The sequence below is a fragment of the bacterium genome (assembly GCA_040753555.1).
Taxonomy (GTDB): Bacteria; UBA9089; UBA9088; order UBA9088; family UBA9088; genus JBFLYE01.
On record JBFMDZ010000043.1, the window covers coordinates 1 to 14,257 of the forward strand.

General features: G+C 36.2%; 15 protein-coding genes and 1 other RNA gene. 4 read left to right on the plus strand and 12 right to left on the minus strand.

All coding sequences use genetic code 11. The features are described from left to right. Window positions 1–118: 118 nt before the first annotated feature. From AB1630_05240 to trxB, 7 genes are all read right to left on the minus strand, one after another. Window positions 119–1,201, minus strand: a complete 1,083-nt coding sequence (locus AB1630_05240; GenBank protein MEW6103207.1) for an IS1634 family transposase — start codon at window positions 1,199–1,201, stop codon at window positions 119–121. A gap of 68 nt (window positions 1,202–1,269) precedes the next feature. Beyond that, a complete protein-coding gene (locus AB1630_05245) occupies window positions 1,270–1,959 on the minus strand; it encodes a DNA methyltransferase (protein ID MEW6103208.1) in 690 nt (229 codons plus the stop codon). 26 nt (window positions 1,960–1,985) lie between these two features. Then, the gene (flhA, locus tag AB1630_05250; GenBank protein MEW6103209.1) at window positions 1,986–4,040 is read right to left on the minus strand and encodes a flagellar biosynthesis protein FlhA; all 2,055 of its coding nucleotides are present in this window, start codon (window positions 4,038–4,040) and stop codon (window positions 1,986–1,988) included. A 43-nt stretch (window positions 4,041–4,083) separates the two neighbouring features. Next, window positions 4,084–5,175 (minus strand): flagellar biosynthesis protein FlhB, encoded by a 1,092-nt coding sequence (gene flhB, locus AB1630_05255; protein ID MEW6103210.1) that lies wholly within the window; start codon window positions 5,173–5,175, stop codon window positions 4,084–4,086. Between the two features lie 51 nt (window positions 5,176–5,226). Then, window positions 5,227–6,021 carry a radical SAM protein gene (locus tag AB1630_05260; GenBank protein MEW6103211.1) on the minus strand — a complete coding sequence of 265 codons (795 nt, stop codon included), beginning with the start codon at window positions 6,019–6,021 and terminating at the stop codon, window positions 5,227–5,229. Continuing rightward, complete coding sequence (locus tag AB1630_05265) at window positions 5,993–6,187, minus strand: DUF6485 family protein (GenBank protein MEW6103212.1); 195 nt, start codon at window positions 6,185–6,187, stop codon at window positions 5,993–5,995. Before AB1630_05265 ends, AB1630_05260 begins: the two co-directional genes overlap by 29 nt. Then, complete coding sequence (gene trxB / locus AB1630_05270; protein MEW6103213.1) at window positions 6,184–7,089, minus strand: thioredoxin-disulfide reductase; 906 nt, start codon at window positions 7,087–7,089, stop codon at window positions 6,184–6,186. The genes AB1630_05265 and trxB overlap by 4 nt, the downstream gene beginning before the upstream one ends. Before the next feature lie 53 nt (window positions 7,090–7,142). Here trxB and AB1630_05275 point away from each other — a divergent pair, with 53 nt between their 5' ends. From AB1630_05275 to AB1630_05285, 3 genes are all read left to right on the plus strand, one after another. Further along, on the plus strand, window positions 7,143–8,624 hold the full coding sequence (locus tag AB1630_05275) for an NADH-quinone oxidoreductase subunit M (protein MEW6103214.1): 1,482 nt from the start codon (window positions 7,143–7,145) through the stop codon (window positions 8,622–8,624). Between the two features lie 352 nt (window positions 8,625–8,976). Beyond that, a complete protein-coding gene (locus AB1630_05280) occupies window positions 8,977–9,126 on the plus strand; it encodes a transposase (GenBank protein ID MEW6103215.1) in 150 nt (49 codons plus the stop codon). A 535-nt stretch (window positions 9,127–9,661) separates the two neighbouring features. Next, the gene (locus AB1630_05285; GenBank protein ID MEW6103216.1) at window positions 9,662–9,937 is read left to right on the plus strand and encodes a transposase; all 276 of its coding nucleotides are present in this window, start codon (window positions 9,662–9,664) and stop codon (window positions 9,935–9,937) included. 30 nt (window positions 9,938–9,967) lie between these two features. Here the strand turns inward: AB1630_05285 and secG are convergent, their stop codons facing one another. The 3 genes from secG to ssrA all read right to left on the minus strand — a co-directional run bounded on the left by secG (window position 9,968) and on the right by ssrA (window position 12,074). Further along, window positions 9,968–10,282, minus strand: coding sequence for a preprotein translocase subunit SecG (secG, locus tag AB1630_05290; GenBank protein ID MEW6103217.1), 315 nt, complete (start codon window positions 10,280–10,282; stop codon window positions 9,968–9,970). A gap of 62 nt (window positions 10,283–10,344) precedes the next feature. After that, the gene (rho, locus tag AB1630_05295) at window positions 10,345–11,649 is read right to left on the minus strand and encodes a transcription termination factor Rho (protein ID MEW6103218.1); all 1,305 of its coding nucleotides are present in this window, start codon (window positions 11,647–11,649) and stop codon (window positions 10,345–10,347) included. Window positions 11,650–11,724: 75 nt separating this feature from the next. Then, window positions 11,725–12,074, minus strand: a transfer-messenger RNA (tmRNA) gene (gene ssrA / locus AB1630_05300). Window positions 12,075–12,391: 317 nt separating this feature from the next. Between ssrA and AB1630_05305 the strand changes: the two genes are divergently transcribed. Beyond that, window positions 12,392–12,610 (plus strand): hypothetical protein, encoded by a 219-nt coding sequence (locus AB1630_05305; protein ID MEW6103219.1) that lies wholly within the window; start codon window positions 12,392–12,394, stop codon window positions 12,608–12,610. Window positions 12,611–12,862: 252 nt separating this feature from the next. On the opposite strand, the gene AB1630_05310 is transcribed toward AB1630_05305, so the two are convergent. Further along, complete coding sequence (locus tag AB1630_05310) at window positions 12,863–13,168, minus strand: type II toxin-antitoxin system VapC family toxin (GenBank protein ID MEW6103220.1); 306 nt, start codon at window positions 13,166–13,168, stop codon at window positions 12,863–12,865. Between the two features lie 291 nt (window positions 13,169–13,459). Beyond that, a complete protein-coding gene (locus AB1630_05315; protein ID MEW6103221.1) occupies window positions 13,460–13,999 on the minus strand; it encodes a DUF3795 domain-containing protein in 540 nt (179 codons plus the stop codon). Window positions 14,000–14,257: the final 258 nt, after the last annotated feature.

The window sequence follows — 14,257 nt, forward strand, 5'->3', positions numbered from 1 at the left end:
GATATTGGACATTGGAAATTGGACATTTTTTTGACATTTGAACTTGGGATTTGGGATTTATTATAGAATGGATGAATTTTAAAACAGCCAAACATATAAAATACGATATACTGAATAGTTACAAGAATATATGAAAAAACTTACCTCCCCCCTTAATAGTCTCATCTATGTATTCCTCTATCTCCCTCTTTTTGTTCCATACCTTTTTCTTTATCTTTTCTTCTATTTCTACGATTTTTTTTAGAAAATTCTCTAATTCTTCTGCCTTTCTCCTTTCATCCATGTAAATATGAGCAACTAACTTTATTCCTTCTATTTCTACCTTCTCTTCTATATGAAAGAGCACTTTTTTCTCTAAGGAAAAGGAATTAAGGGGTGAGTCTAATCTCTTGTGATGTAAAAATAAAAGATTATGAGAGAGTTTAGTGTTGAAGGGAAGAGGCATTAAAAACCTTATGCCTTGCATTTCCTTTATGTTTTCCTTGCTATAAAATCCTTTATCCAAAACAAAAAGCACCTCTTTTATCCCAAAAGATTCTCCCAGAAGAAATATGTTCTTTAAGGTACTTACATCCTTTATACTTCCTGGATAGATATGATAAAAAAGGGGAAGGGAAGATGGCTCACCCATTACCATCCCAAAGTTTATTTGAGGTAAATGCTCTTCATCACGGTTATAACCCCATTCAACCTCCTCTATAAGATTAGAATATGATGAGAAAGAGGTTATATCAAAGACTATGGATTTTATATCCTTTATCTCTTTAACCCATCTTTTATAAAACCTTTCTCTCTCCTTTCCTTCTCTTTCTATCTTTCTCATTATTTCACTTATCCTTTGTGAGGATAGCTCTTTCGTATTTACTAAAGAATTTTCTGCCCATTTCTGGAATAGATAAAGGGGTTTTGCTTCTACTATCTCAAATATAGCTATGTAAAGGAGTTCTTTCCATATCTCTGGATACACCTCCTTTAATACTTTCTTAAGCCCAATTCTTTCTGCTACCTCAGAAAGAAGATAAATATTCCCCCACTCCTTTGCATATTTAGGCTTAAAACTTCCCCTTATTTTCTTAATCTCTCCTGTATTTGTATCTTCTCTTCCTAAATAAACCCTTTTCTGTCGAGGTTGTTTTTTCTTCTTATCCCAATAGCTTTCTACTTCATAGACATAGATATAGCTACCAATTTTTTGTTTCACCCTAAATGACATAGTAATATTATAACTATAAACAAAAAATAAGTCAAGTTTATTTTTAAAGGCTTTCATCACATAGTTATTAAAATTTGCGGGATTTTAAGTACACAATGAGCCTTTGGCTTCAGAAGGGATAATATGCCTTTATAAATTTCAGCAAGTGCATCTGTATATTCCTTCAGTTTCATTGTGCCAAGGTCTCGTGGATTATTTGAATATTGCTGAACTTTTTTATAGTGCTTATTTTCGCGAAGATCACTACGGAGACTTTTATTCAATCGCTCATGATTTAACATATTGGCATAAGGGGGTGAAGAGATGCACAACGAAACCGTTCCTTCATTGAGGTATTTAGGGATATTGATTGCATCATCACAAATTGCAATCTGTTTTGTATTCTCTCCAAAATCTAACTGTGTCTGATTAAACCTCTTGCTGGTAAAATCAATGTAATTCTTATTTAGGTCAAAACCTATAGCATTTCTTTCTAAATCTCCCGCCGCAATAAGAGTGGTTCCAATACCTACGAAAGGATCAAAAACCAATTCTCCTTTATGGGTAAATAGTTCTATACATTTTTTAGGCAAAGCGATTGGAAATACAGCTGGATGCGTGTCTTTATCTCTAATATCTCTCTTTTCATAATATAATTCCCAAATAGCAACTTGACCTTTCACCCATTCCTTTGGAGAAAGACAATTTATATGACTATTTAGACAAGTACAAGTTTTTCTAAAATTAATGTCTATTTTTTCTGCCATATTTATATTTTTGTATTTTGATTTTCTTATACACTCACCATCCCAATTGATGTAACCTTAACCCCAGCCTCTATCTCATCATAAGAAAGCACAGAAATAAATGGAAGATACGGTGCTACAATATTCCTAAAGCACCTCCTTATCCTTGACGATGTAAGGAGGACAGGCTGATATGCACCCTCTTTACCTATTGCCTCTTGAATGGATTTTAATAGAGCATTTGTCTCTTGTGGTGAAATATTAGCCTTCTCTCCATCCTCTGTTTTTATAATGGATGCAGCTATTCTCTCCTCAAGCTTTGGCTCAATTGTAATAACCAAAATCCTTCCATCTGGTGTCTGGTGCTGATGGGTTATCTGCCTTGAAAGAGCCTGCCTTGTCTTCTCTGTAAGAAAGCCAATCTCCTTTGTCTTACCTGCCCAATCAGCCAATGTCTCAAGGATGGTTACCATATCCCTTATTCCTACCCTCTCAGAAAGGAGGCTATGCAAAACCTTTTGAAGCTCACCAAGGCTTAATGGCTCTGGAATAAGCTCATCTACCAGGCTTGGGTATTTCTCCTTTACATTATCTACCAGGCTCTTTACCTCCTGCCTTCCAAGGAGGGTTGTGGAATGCCTTCTTATCATCTCAGTTAAATGTGTAGCCATAACAGAGGCAGGGTCAACAATGGTAAAACCCTGCTCTTCAGCAAGCTCTTTATTTTCTCCCTTTATCCATTTGCAAGGCATACCAAATGTTGGCTCAAATCCCTCCTCTCCTTCTATTTTACTCATATCCCTATCTCCCATAATAAGGAAGTGTTCTATCTTAAGAGAGCCTTTTCCAACTTCTGTCCCCCTTATCTTAATAATGTATTCATTCTTTGGAATTTGGATATTATCCCTAATTCTTATAGGAGGAACAACAATTCCAAGCTCCAATGCAGCCTGCCTCCTGATCATTGTTATCCTATCCAGAAAATCGCCTCCCGCTTCAGGGTCAACAAAGGAAATTAAGCCATATCCAATCTCTAACTCCATTGGGTCAACAAGGAGAAGGGAGGTTACAGCCTCTGGCTTTTTCACCCTCTCAAGCTCTTGCTTTTTCTTTTGCAATTCCTCCTCCTTTTTCTTTTTTACCTCCTTTCTTGTCATTATATACCCTAATAAGGCACAGAAGCAAGCAAGGGTAAGGAGAGGAATCCTTGGAAGGGGTGTAAATGAAAGGAGGAATAATGCACCCCCGGTAATCCACAAAGCCTGCCTCTGGGATGTAATCTGCCTTATTACATCAGAGCCAAGTGAGAATTCAGAGGAGGTTCTTGAGACAAGGATGCCTGTAGCTGTTGAGATAAGAAATGCAGGGATTTGGGCAGATAAACCGCATCCAATTGTATATGTTGTATATGCCCTAACCGCATCACCTAAAGGCTCATGCCTTACAATAACACCAATTATCAACCCTCCAATGATGTTTATTATTATAATTACAATTGCGGCAATAACATCGCCCTGGACAAATTTTGCCGCACCATCCATCGCACCATAAAAATCTGCCTCCTTTCTTATCTCCTGCCTCCTCTTTATTGCCTCCTCCTCTGTAATATAGCCTGCATTTAAGTCTGCATCTATTGCCATCTGCTTTCCTGGCATAGAATCTAGGGTGAACCTTGCGGCAACCTCAGAAACCCTTGTTGTTCCTCTTACAATAACAAGGAGCTGGACTACGGTAAGAATGGCAAATATAATTATACCAACAATGTAGTTTCCTCCAACAACGAATGAGCCAAATGCCTTTACTATGCCTATATCCCCACCCTGACCTAAAAGGATAAGCCTTGATGTTGAAACCTCAAGGGCAAGCCTATATATGGTTGCCATAAGAAGAAGGGATGGAAATACAGAGAAGTCTATTGCCTTTGAGATATACATTACCGTCAAGATAACCATTATGGAAAGCATAATGTTTCCTGCAATTAGAATATCAATAAGCAACGGTGGAAGGGGAATAACCATCATCGCAATGATACAAAGGATAAATGTTGCAACCAGCAAATCCATCCTCTGTGTCCAATTGGTTTGGCCTGCTATTTTTTCCATCTAAAAAACTTAAAAAATCCGCAATCCGCAATCCGCAATTGCATCATTTCTTCTTTAGTTTCCAAACAAAGGCTAAGACCTCGGCTACTGCCTGGTAAAACTCTGCGCCCACCTCAGCTCCTATCTGAACAGCCCTATAAAGCGCCTCAGCCAATGGCTTATTCTCAACAATTGGGACATTATGTTCTTTTGCTATTGCTACAATCTTTTCTGCAATAAAGCTCTCTCCTTTTGCAACAACCATAGGTGCGGACATAGAGCTTGCATCATATCTAATGGCAATAGCAAGATGGGTTGGGTTTGTTATTACAACATCAGCCTTCTTTACCTCCTCCATCATCCTCCTTGCTGCCATTTGCCTCTGACGCTCGCGAATTCTTGCCCTCACCAATGGGTCTCCCTCCATCTGTTTTATTTCATCCTTTAGCTCATACCTTGTCATTTTTAGCTGCCTTTTATATTCGTGCTTCTGGTATAGGTAATCAAGAACAGCCATAATGGCAAGAAAGATTGCAGATTTTATCATAATATCATAGGAGAGTCTGGTTATTAAGAAAAAGCTTTCTGTTATTTCACCTGACATTGTAAAGATTATATCAGTATAATGAGAGCTTATTGTTTTCCAGGCAAAATATGAAATAACACAAATCTTAAATATTGCCTTTGCATATTCAATGAGTGTCTTTGCAGAGGGAACAATCCTTTGCCATATCCTTCCAAGATTAATGCCTATCTTTGATAGATCAAAGGATAGTGCAGAGTAGGAAAAATAAAGCCCTGTTTGCAAAACTTCAGAAAAAATGGAGACAAAGAATGCACAAGCCATAATGGGAATTGTAATCTTTAGAAAATCTACACCCATTCCAATAAAGAGCAAATAAAGCCTTTCTGGGTTAAGGTTGTCTGAATTTATTTTTGCAATTGAGGAATACAGAAATTGCAATAATGATGAGAATATCCACAAGCCGATGAATAATAAAAGAATAGCTGTAGCAAGGGTTATAATGGTTGGAGAAAGCTCGGCTGTCCTTGCAACCTGACCCCTCCTTCTTGCCCTTTCTAATCTCCGGTGTGTTGGCTCTTCTGTTCTGCCTTCATCCTCCGGGCTTGCAAATAGCTGAAGGTCTATATCCATATAATAATTTTAGCCTTTATATCCCCTATTTTATCATTTTATAAAGATTTGTCAATGTTTTTCTTGTATTTCTCCCCTTCTTTTCAATGTTTCCTCTTTATTTAAAGGCATTACATCTTCTTGTCCCTTATCATAAATAGAGAGAACATTAAGCCCTTTAAATTCCTTCTTTATTTTCATTATATCTGAAGGAGAAAGGGCTAATTCTTTGCAATATCTTCTTGGCGTGTTTATATGAATGCAATCTGGATTAACTTTTAAAGCAATATTTCTTATTTCAGAAGCCCTGTCTCTGTTTTCCTTAATAAACATAATCTGAAGAAATAGCTTTTTCTTATACTCCTTCCTAAATTTAATAATCCCGGAGAGAATATCTAAAAATCTTATATCCTTTGGTTTGTTTATCAGCTTAAAATTTTCCTCAGAATATACATCAATCTTACAGGATACAACATCTGCAAGTAAAAGCTCTTTTCTTACATTTTCATCATTAAGAAGGGAGGAATTTGTAAGAACAGAGATAGGTGTTATATTGAGGGATTTTATAGCATTTATAGCATCCCCAAGATTTTCTGCCAGGGTTGGCTCACCCATTCCAGAGAATGTAATATGGTCTATCTTAAAATAGGGAAGGGATTTTAATTCGCTTATAATATCTTCTTCTTTGACATAAAACCCCCTCTTTGTTGAATATTCTTGAGTTTTCCCAAGCTGACAGTAAATGCAATCAAAGTTACAGATCTTTTCTTCTTGTGAAAGAAGGTCAATGCCTAATGATGCTCCAAATCTCCAGGAATTTACAGGGCCATAAATATACTTAAATTTGTGTTTTGATGAACCTTTCAATTGAGCGATCGTATGTTTTTTCAACAGATGCTGGAAAAAAGCAAGCTGGAACCTGCCTCATTTTTAAGTGATAGCGTAGGCATTCGCAACATATTCCCTTTCTTGAACAGGGTTCATATGTGCAATTGCAATTTTTAAGATTTTCACTTACCTTACATTCTTTCATACATCCTCCTTAAGATATAAAAATGAAGAATATGATGCATTTGCTCCATCTGCAAGGGCTGTAATTACTTGGCGTAAGGTCTTTTCTCTAACATCGCCAGCAGCAAATATTCCCCTTTTTGATGTATGCATCTCTTCATCTGTAACGATATAGCCATTGTCAGAAAGCAACAATATACCCCTTGCAATCTCGTTATTTGGTGAAAGACCAACAAAGATAAAGACACCGTCACATTCAATTTTTTTCTCCTCATTTGTCTTTAGATTTCTTATTTTGACAGAAGACACCCTATTTTCTCCAATAATTTCTTCCAACACAGAAGAAAGTATAAATTCAATTCTTTCATTTGAAAAAGCCCTTTTCTGAAGCAATTTCGCTGCCCTTAATTCATCCCTTCTATGGATAACAGAAACCCTATTTGCAAATTTTGTAAGAAATAAAGCCTCCTCAATTGCGGCATCTCCTCCTCCTACAACAACAACATTCTTATCCTTAAAGAATGGGCCATCGCAAACAGCACAATATGAAACACCTTTGCCTGTTAGTCTTTCCTCTCCTTCTATATTTAGCCTTTTACAAGATGCACCTGTTGCAATAATTATGCTTTTTGTTGTGTAAATTTTATCATCAGTATGAACCTCAAATAGACCATCTTTTTCTATAATCTTTTTGCAATCAGAGGATGTAATAGGAACCCCAATTGATTTTACTTGTTCCTTAAGAATATCTATAAAATCAAACCCTGAGATTTTAGGAATTCCTGGGATATTTTCTAGCTCTTCTGTAAGGGTTGCTTGAGAGGGGTTTTTCCCTTCTATAATCAAGCAATCAAGACCCAGCCTTTTTCCATAAAGCCCTGCTGATAGCCCTGCTGGACCAGAACCAATAATGATAAGCTCCATTTGGATATTATAATCCAAATAAAATGTGTTTTTCAATAAAAAGAGTATTTTTATTGCGAAAAATTTATGGAATAATTATAATTTTAATAATGGATATTCTTTCTTTATCAATATTTCTTCCAATAATAGGGGTTATTCCAATTTTATTCCTTAGAAATGAAAGGCTCATTAAGGGATTTAGCCTTTTATTTTCAATTATTCCCCTTATTGGCTCAATCCTCCTTTTACTTGCCTTTGATAAAAAAAACCCCCTATTTCAATTTGTAGTAAATATCCCATGGATTCCATTATTCAAAATCTCATACCATATTGGCCTTGATGGAATGAGCCTTCCATTGTTCATTCTAACCTCTATTTTAAGCCCTGTTTCTATCCTTGTCTCCTTTAACATAAAAAATAAAGTAAGGGGCTATTTTATCTCATTCCTTATCCTTGAGACAGGAATGCTTGGTGTGTTTGCAAGCCTTAACCTCTTTCTCTTTTATATATTCTGGGAGCTTGTCCTTATTCCAATGTATCTTATCATTGGAATATGGGGTGGAGAAAAAAGGGTATATGCGGCAATTAAATTTATTCTTTACACCGCTATCGGCTCTGTCCTTATGCTCATTGGAATCATCTGGATATTTATCCAGACAAATACATTTGATATTACAGAGCTTATTGGACATCAGGAGATATTACAAAATGCAAAATTTATCTGGATTTTATTATTCTTTGGCTTTGCAGTTAAGGTTCCCATATTTCCATTCCATACATGGCTTCCCGATGCCCATACCGAAGCCCCTACCGCTGGCTCTATTCTCCTTGCTGGCGTCCTCCTTAAACTTGGGACTTATGGGCTTTTGAGGGTGAATTTTGGGATATTGCCAGAGGTAACCCTTAATTTTTCTTATTTCCTTGCCATTCTTGGTCTTATCAATATTATTTATGGTGCTTTTGCTGCAATGGCACAAAAAGACCTAAAAAGGATGATTGCCTGCTCATCTATTTCACATATGGGCTATTGCTTGCTTGGAATGTCTAGCTTTACAACAAATGGCTTTAATGGAGCTGTTCTGCAGATGTTTAACCATGGGATAATAACAGGTTCTCTCTTTCTTCTTGTTGGCGTTATCTATGACAGGGCTCATCATAGGGAGATACTTGGTTTTGGAGGTATAGCAAAGGTTGTTCCTTCATATTGTGCAATTATGGGAATAGCTGTTTTAGCCTCAATCGGCCTTCCTGGTCTTTCTGGGTTTGTAAGTGAATTTTTATGCTTCATTGGTGCATTTGATACTTTCCCCTGGATTACAGGAGGTGCTGTTTTTGGTGTCCTCATAGGTGCAATCTATATGCTCTGGATGTATCGCCAGGTATTCTTTGGAAGCCTTAATGAAAAATACAAAGACCTTTCTGACCTGGACATCCGTGAATGGATAAGCATTATTCCCCTTATGATAATGGTATTTCTCATTGGTCTTTATCCAAAGATAGCATTAGACCTTATGAATTCTTCCCTCTCCTCTCTATCCTTTATATTTTATGAATAATTGACTATTGCTTTGGAACATTAAAAGTTAAATAATGTCTTTTTGCTTTATAGTATCTTGCATAAATTGTTGCAATATACAGTTAGACTAAAAGAGATTAAACCACGAAGGAGTAATTTCAATGTCCAATGCAAAATTAGCAATTATCAATTCAAAATTACCGTAAAGTTCATTTTGCATTTTGAGTTTTGCATTGCTAATTTTTAATTGAATTTCTTTCCTTTTAATAATTTGCGTTACAATGCAGTAGTTACAAGGAGTAAATAATAAACTCGACCATAGTCCACTTTGATGAGACAGGAATATCCAGCAACAATAAGAGGCTTTTGAGCTACATAGTGCAGGAACAGAGATTTTAACCTATTATGCGATGGATAAAAAGAGGGGGAAAGAAGCAATGGATAGAATAGGGATTTTACCAGAATTCAAACAAATAGCCATTCATGACCATTGGGAGGGGTATAATGGGTTTGACTGTAAACATTTGAAAGAGAAATGTTAAAATTTTGGTATGTGTTTAGCTTTAATGGAACAAATGAAATTCGAAATTCGAAACAAATTCAAATGACTAAAATTGAAAATTCAAAACAATATAATTTAGAGGAACGAACGCTAATGTTTAGAATTTTGAATTTAGATATTGTTTCGTGCTTCGTGCTTCGGATTTCGTGCTTAATTCAGATATTGTTTCGTGCTTCGGATTTTTAAAATTTATGTACGTGCCTTTTGTAATGCCCATCATCTAAGGGAATTAACTTATGCTTATGAAGAAGAAAGGGATAACTGGACAGAGAAGATGATGAATCTATTGCTCAAGATAAAAATAAGGCAAAAGAGAAAGGTAAACAATCGTTAGAGCCTATGATAATAAAAGCTTTTGAACAAAGATATGATGAGATATTAGAAGGAGGAGAAAAGGAATACCCTTTTATACTGAAACAAAATTGCTTTTAGGGAAATTCTACAGGAAATTCTAAATTCAAAGCACGAAAAAGTTGATTAGAGATTGGTTGATTAGACCAATTCACTAATTCACTATGGATAGATTGGAGAAATATAAAAGAGAAACCTTAAGATTTATGTATGACCTTTGTTGCCCTTTTGACAACAATCTTGTTGAAAGAGATGTAAGGATGGTGAAGGTGAAACAGAAGGTATCAGGATGTTTTAGGAGTGAAGAAGGGGCAAGATTCTTTTGTAGGATTAGAGGTTACATATCTACGATAAGAAAACAAAGACAAAATGTCATTGAAGCACTATCTTTCGTTTTTATAGGTAAATCACTTGTGCCAGTTGGGATTAAATATGGATAGGGTGAATAGTTACAAAGGAAAATGGTTTTTTCATTGCTTGGGCTGTTGTGGGGGTTGAGCTGGCTGAACAACACTAGGTCTTTCTCCCTTTGGAGCACCCTTTGATTTTATAAGGCTTGAAGGCCCCATCCTTACAAGGATTATAGAAAATATCATAAACAATGCGGCTAATATGGCTGTTGCCCTTGTTAAGACATTTCCCCTTGTTGAGCCAAATATATTTTCAACCGTAGCTCCACCAAATGCAGCTGCTATCCCTCCACCCCTTCCTGCCTGAATAAGGATAATAAAAACAAGAAGAAGGGCAATAACAATATAAAGAAATGCAATAATTGCACCAATCATAACTTAATTGTATTTAAGAAAAACATCTTTTGTCAATTTGTATATGCTTATTGTCTCGTGTATTAAGTTATCTTATTTATCATATCAAGGAATTGTTTATTTGTCTTTGTAAGCTTCATCTTCTCTGTAAGAAGCTCAATCATCTCAACAGGGCTCATTGAGCTTAATGCCTTTCTTAATAACCAAACCCTTGAAAGCTCATCCTGTGTTAATAAAAGCTCCTCTTTCCTTGTTCCTGATCTATTAAGGTTTATGGCTGGAAATATCCTCTTATCAGAAATAGCCCTATCAAGATTGACCTCCATATTTCCCGTTCCTTTAAATTCCTCAAAGATAATATCATCCATCCGAGAGCCTGTTTCTACAATGGATGTTGCAATGATGGTTAAAGAGCCACCATTTTCAATCTGCCTTGCTGCTCCTAAAAACCTTTTTGGTTTATAAAGGGCTGTAGATTCTATACCACCAGATAAAACCCTTCCTGTTTGAGGGGCAACAAGGTTATGAGCCCTTGCAAGCCTTGTCAATGAATCAAGAAGGATAACAACATCATACCCCTGCTCAACAAGCCTTTTTGACTTCTCAATAACCATATCAGCAACCTGAATATGCCTCTCTGGAGGCTCATCAAATGTAGAGGATATGACGGTTCCACGAACATTTCTCTCCATATCTGTAACCTCTTCTGGCCTTTCATCTATAAGCAAAACAATCAGTTTTATTTCAGGGTGATTTGTTGTTATTGAATTTGCAATCTTTTGTAATATTGTTGTCTTTCCTGTTCTTGGAGCTGCAACAATAAGACCCCTTTGTCCCTTTCCAATGGGTGTAAATAGGTTCATAATCCTCATAGAAATATCACTGTCCCTTTCCAGATTTATCTTTTTATGGGGATAAAGTGGTGTAAGGTTATCAAAAAATATTCTATCCCTTGCCTTTTCTGGATCTTCAAAATTAACCGCCTCTATCTTAAGGAGGGCAAAGAATTTTTCATTGTCCTTTGGAGGCCGTATTTGGCCTGATACGGTATCACCTGTTAATAGGCTAAATCTTTTTATTTGTGATGGAGAAATATATATATCATCAGGGCTTGGAAGATAATTATAATTTGGAGAGCGAAGGAATCCATATCCATCTGAAAGAATTTCTAAAACACCTTGACCAAATAATAGACCCTCTTTTTCCATCTGTCCTTGAAGGATGGCAAAGATGAGGTCTTGTTTTTTCATCCTTGAGGATGCGTCTATATTTAGAGAATGAGCCTTTTCAGAAAGCTCCTGAATATCTAATGCCTGTAATTCCGCAATATTTAACCTTTCCATAGAAGTTATAAAGATTAAGCTATAAGGATTAAGTAAATAATTCATCCCTTTAAACTTAATTCTTAATCCTTACGACTTATATCTATTCTTTAAACTTAATTCTTGCGACTTATAACTATTTAATGGAGGTGGCGGGAATCGAACCCACGTCCAAAGGTATCGCAAAAAAGGTATCTACCAGCATAGTCTATATTTTGTTCTCTTTCTTTAAATCTCCTATAGACAGGATATTCAAAGATGTAGCTTATTTTATTTCATTTTTTCAATTCTCAAGCAAGATTGAAAAAACTAGCCCCTCTTTCCGCCATCCTTTAAAACCCAAGAGGCGAGATTAGAAAGGATGTTGCTGCTTTTAAGCAGCAAGTGCCAAATCGTAATCGGCGCTTATTGTTTTGTCTATTTTTAAAAGAATAGACAAACTTTACTGGCAACCCTTCCTCTGATAGCCCCTGTCGAGACCAATCACCCCCTATTTTTTGATAATATTATACAAGATATATCAATTTTTGTCTACTATTTTTGTATGTGCAGGTGCTTTATAATTCATTCACCTTATGTAGAAGTAGGAATTTCATTGCTTGTATGCGTTTAGCTTTAATGGAACAAATGAAATCCGAAATCCGAAATCCGACATCTGGGCACTGTTCTTCCTCTTTCAATGGGAAAAGACACATTCTCCTTGGTTAGCCTTTATTACGGGTCTGTTTATTGGGATTATTCCTACCATTCGCTATCCAGAGGTATTATTTTGTTTCGCCTTTTAGACGATGTCTGGCAATGGGCTAAGATGAGGAGAAAAGCAGTATACTGGATTGCCAAAGAAGAACAAATCAATGCCCTTAAACGGCACTTATTGCCAGATGATAGATTGGTAACTATAGCCGAGATTAAGATTTCCATAGGAAGCCCCAGCTGTGGTAATAAACAGGAGAGATTGAGGCTACAAGAACCAATGGGTCCTGACCAAATATTTGATTTTCAATGTCATCTTTGGGTAAATGAGTAATTGCCTTTTCAATTTCTTGTACTATACTCATTTTATACTTCACCTCCTATGGGCCTAACGATTGAGTTCAGTGGCAGCAGCTTGTCCAGCGGTCCGCTGCAACGATTGGTTATCTGACTGACTACCTTAAAGTTTTCTTTCTTTTCGTTGTTTCGCAGATTTTGAAAAAAAGTGTGCAGATCATAATTTGCTTGCTTTGCAAGTTCTTCACCTGCTTTGCGGACATCTTGGACAATTGGGTCTTGCCACATGTTACACCTCCATTAACTCCTCTGGTGTGCAAATAATCGGTGTGTGAATACCAAAGGGCTCGTTTATCTTCATTAACTTCTTAATAACTTCACCATTAGCAAGGTGTGCACAATTCCAAGTTATAAGATAATCAATGTTATGAACAGAGGCAACAGCAAGATGAGCAGCGTCACGGAAAGACTTTTCTGGAATTTCTAATTTTTCCATATATACTTGTGCCATTTCCTCAACTTTATTATTCAATTCCAAATGAGGAAAGTCCTTTAGTTCTTCTAACCTTCTTTTAGCCGCTTCTTGATCACCCAATCCAGCTTCTTCAATTACAACCTTAAGATATAAAAATGTTAAATCGTCCTACTGCCATAGGCCACCATTGGCGTGTAATTTCTTGATGAGCAAGGACTATGATGTCTCGACTTGGCTTAGAAGTATAATAGCTCACTACTGTAGTCTCAAGGTATATTGATTCTTTCATTCAGCACCTCTTTCGTCCTAATATTTATGAGATCATTTGTCAGATAACGGTCAAGCTCACCTGTCCGCCTTAGATGGGTCAGGTGCAGCAATGGGTTAGACAATAAAAATCTTTCTATTCTTTCAGTTCAAATTAACATCAGCCTTTAAGGCTAAATCTTTGATTACTATTTTCAAAACCTTTGTTCTTGATTTCACATCAGACTTATCTATTTCTCCTCTTATAAGTTTTTCTTTTGCTTCTTTTATTGCCTTTTTAATCAAGTCAATTGACATTCTTGCACAGACTTTACAGTAAAAACTCATTGATCGGCCTTCATTATAATTCTGGAGTAGTTCCTCTACCAATCTTTCCCTTTCTTTTTGTTCTTTTAACCAATTTCCCAAACCGACTTCTTTAATTTGGCGTAAATTATCAGCGGCTGGAATCCATTCTGTAACTTTTCTTCTCAAGAAGATTTCACAGCGAAATATCTCCTTGCATTCACTACAAGTCTCAAATCCATGTCTCTTTACACAGCAGTTCCATATACTACACCATGAATGTTGTTCACCCAATTTGCAACCAATACATCTGCTTGGGGCTTCTGACTGGTACTTGTTACATAGTCCACAATATATCCCACAACACCCAATGAAGTTTTTTGCCTCGTCATTTTTCATTTTTGCTACCTTTTATTTGCAGTTGTTGTCTAACCTTTAGATTATCCTGCCTATTAGCAGTTTTATATTACTGCATTTAAGTTAGACTATTTATAGAGTAGCATAAATAAAATATTCTGTCAAGAATTTTAATTTGAAACTTACCCATATCTTTTTAGCTAAAGAAAGGATTTTTGGGAAAATTAGGGTCTCTTTTTTAAAATTGTGGTTATTTTCTATTGACAGGAAGGCTAATTTTTAGAAATGAAGGGAATAAAT

Excerpts from the sequence above, each read along its gene's own strand:
- AB1630_05245 (MEW6103208.1), bottom strand. The coding sequence starts at position 1,959 with ATGGCAGAAAAAATAGACATTAATTTTAGAAAAACTTGTACTTGTCTA.
- flhA (MEW6103209.1), bottom strand. The coding sequence starts at position 4,040 with ATGGAAAAAATAGCAGGCCAAACCAATTGGACACAGAGGATGGATTTG.
- flhB (MEW6103210.1), bottom strand. The coding sequence starts at position 5,175 with ATGGATATAGACCTTCAGCTATTTGCAAGCCCGGAGGATGAAGGCAGA.
- AB1630_05265 (MEW6103212.1), bottom strand. The coding sequence starts at position 6,187 with ATGAAAGAATGTAAGGTAAGTGAAAATCTTAAAAATTGCAATTGCACA.
- trxB (MEW6103213.1), bottom strand. The coding sequence starts at position 7,089 with ATGGAGCTTATCATTATTGGTTCTGGTCCAGCAGGGCTATCAGCAGGG.
- AB1630_05285 (MEW6103216.1), top strand. The coding sequence starts at position 9,662 with ATGGATAGATTGGAGAAATATAAAAGAGAAACCTTAAGATTTATGTAT.
- secG (MEW6103217.1), bottom strand. The coding sequence starts at position 10,282 with ATGATTGGTGCAATTATTGCATTTCTTTATATTGTTATTGCCCTTCTT.
- rho (MEW6103218.1), bottom strand. The coding sequence starts at position 11,649 with ATGAATTATTTACTTAATCCTTATAGCTTAATCTTTATAACTTCTATG.
- AB1630_05305 (MEW6103219.1), top strand. The coding sequence starts at position 12,392 with ATGAGGAGAAAAGCAGTATACTGGATTGCCAAAGAAGAACAAATCAAT.
- AB1630_05315 (MEW6103221.1), bottom strand. The coding sequence starts at position 13,999 with ATGAAAAATGACGAGGCAAAAAACTTCATTGGGTGTTGTGGGATATAT.